Source organism: Streptomyces sp. WELS2 (assembly GCF_013870595.1).
Taxonomy (GTDB): Bacteria; Actinomycetota; Actinomycetes; order Streptomycetales; family Streptomycetaceae; genus Streptomyces.
Window position 1 is genome coordinate 1 of the sequence record NZ_JACBWZ010000933.1, and the last position, 2,251, is coordinate 2,251.

General features: G+C 71.8%; 2 protein-coding genes. Both read right to left on the reverse strand.

Annotation, left to right across the window (positions count from 1 at the left end; genetic code table 11):
• Positions 1–364: 364 nt before the first annotated feature.
• Positions 365–1,354 carry a malate dehydrogenase gene (locus H5J33_RS31910; RefSeq protein ID WP_181798223.1) on the reverse strand — a complete coding sequence of 330 codons (990 nt, stop codon included), beginning with the start codon at positions 1,352–1,354 and terminating at the stop codon, positions 365–367.
• A 325-nt stretch (positions 1,355–1,679) separates the two neighbouring features.
• A partial coding sequence (locus H5J33_RS31915) for a DUF2690 domain-containing protein (protein WP_181798224.1) occupies positions 1,680–2,251 on the reverse strand: 572 nt, incomplete at its 5' end.

The following is a 2,251-nucleotide window of genomic DNA, read 5'->3' on the forward strand; positions in this document are numbered from 1 at the left end:
TGTACTGGCACAACGGCGCGACCCGGGACGCGTCGGTGTTCACCGGGGCGACGGCGGACGGGCGGTGGGCCGTGGTGCACCGGCTGAACGGCCGGTCGGAGGACACCGACCGGGCCGGGATCGCGCTGCTGAGGCGGGCGTAGGGCCGGGATCGGCGAGCCCGGAAACGACGAGGTCCCCTCCCGTCGTGGCGGGAGGGGACCTCGTGTGTGGAGCGCCGGGCAGGCCTTGCACCTGCATCTCCCCGCAGGAAGCGGGGCGTCTTTCCTTGGACCACCAACGCACAGTCGGCTTCCGGGAGTTCCGGTGGCCGGTGTGTGATCAACTATAGACCACACCGGCCACCGGAGTCACATCCGGACGCTCAGATGAGGCCGAGGCCGCGGACCGCCTCGCGCTCCTCCGCCAGCTCCTTGACGGAGGCGTCGATGCGGGTACGGGAGAACTCGTTGATCTCCAGGCCCTGGACGATCTCGTACTTGCCGTCCTTGCAGACGACCGGGAAGGAGGAGATCAGGCCCTCCGGGACGCCGTAGGAGCCGTCCGACGGGATGCCCATGGACGTCCAGTCGCCCTCGGCGGTGCCGTTGACCCAGGTGTGGACGTGGTCGATCGCGGCGTTGGCGGCGGAGGCGGCCGACGAGGCGCCACGGGCCTCGATGATCGCGGCACCGCGCTTGGCGACGGTCGGGATGAAGTCCTCGGCCAGCCACTTCTCGTCGTTCACGACCTCGGCGGCGTTCTTGCCGACGACCGTGGCGTGGAAGATGTCCGGGTACTGGGTGGCGGAGTGGTTGCCCCAGATGGTCAGGCGCTTGATGTCGGCGACCGAGCTGCCCGTCTTCTTCGCGAGCTGGGTCAGCGCGCGGTTGTGGTCCAGGCGGGTCATCGCGGTGAAGCGCTCGGCCGGGACGTCCGGCGCGGCGGCCTGCGCGATGAGCGCGTTGGTGTTGGCCGGGTTGCCGACGACGAGCACCTTGATGTCGTCCGCCGCGTGGTCGTTGATGGCCTTGCCCTGCGGCTTGAAGATGCCGCCGTTGGCCTCCAGCAGGTCACCGCGCTCCATGCCCTTGGTGCGCGGGCGGGCACCCACCAGCAGGGCGACGTTGGCGCCGTCGAACGCCACGTTCGGGTCGTCGGTGATGTCGATGCCCTGGAGCAGCGGGAAGGCGCAGTCGTCCAGCTCCATGGCCGTACCCTCGGCGGCCTTCAGCGCCGGGGTGATCTCCAGGAGGCGCAGCCGGACCGGAACGTCCGCGCCGAGCAGCTGGCCGGAGGCGATGCGGAAGAGCAGGGCGTAACCGATCTGGCCGGCCGCGCCGGTGACGGTGACGTTCACGGGAGTGCGGGTCATGGCGTTCTCCGTATGACAGCTGGCGGTGGGGCGTCCCTGCCCCGGGCGGATGATCGATCTCTTGGCATCAAGAGAGATCAGCGGTCAGGCTATCGCGCATCCGGCATGTGAGACCCCCGGGGCCGTGTGGCTCACCCCACAAGGGGACCAGTGGGGCGTAACGCCTGGCCGGCGGTGCGGCGGGAACGACGGACGGCGGCCGCCCGCCGTCCGGGAGAGGAGGGACGACGGCGGCCGCCGGAGGGGGGCCGGAGATCCGGACTCCCGTGGGGGTACGGTCCGCGTGCCCCGGATCCGGCCGCCTATGCGCGCCCACCGGAATTTCTCACTCCGTGCAGCCGGTCTGGCCGGAGGCGAGCTTGGCGCACGCCCTGGCCTGGGCCGGGTTCCGTACGGCGACCATCGGGGTGTACCCGATGGTGTCCCCCACGGCGGTGATGTCACCCGTCTGCCGCTCCTTGCCCGCGGTGACCCGCACGGTGTCGCCGGGCGCGCCGCTGGTGATCCGGCCCCAGACCGTGCCGCAGACCTTGCTGTAGCGGACCTCCAGGGTGGTGGTGCCGACGGTGGCGGTCTTGGCGGTGGTCACCAGGTCGCCGCCGCACCCCATGGCCTCGGCGTCCTTGCCGGTGCAGGCGGAGCCGGCGCACTTGACGCCGGGCGGCGGGGTGGCCGGGGCGGACGCCGACGGGGAGGGCGACTCGTGAGCGGCGGCCGAGCCGTCGCCGTCGCGGTGGGTGAAGTAGAAGACCCCGCCGATGAGGGCGAGCACGCCGACCAGCCCGGCGAAGAACATCACCACCTGCTGACGGCGCGCGGACCACCGCTCACCCGGCGCGGGGCGCCCCTCGGGACCACGGGCAACACCAGCGGCCGGGGTACCGACGGACGGAGTGC

Coding starts and splice junctions, on each gene's coding strand:
- H5J33_RS31910 (WP_181798223.1), bottom strand. CDS start 1,354: ATGACCCGCACTCCCGTGAACGTCACCGTCACCGGCGCGGCCGGCCAG.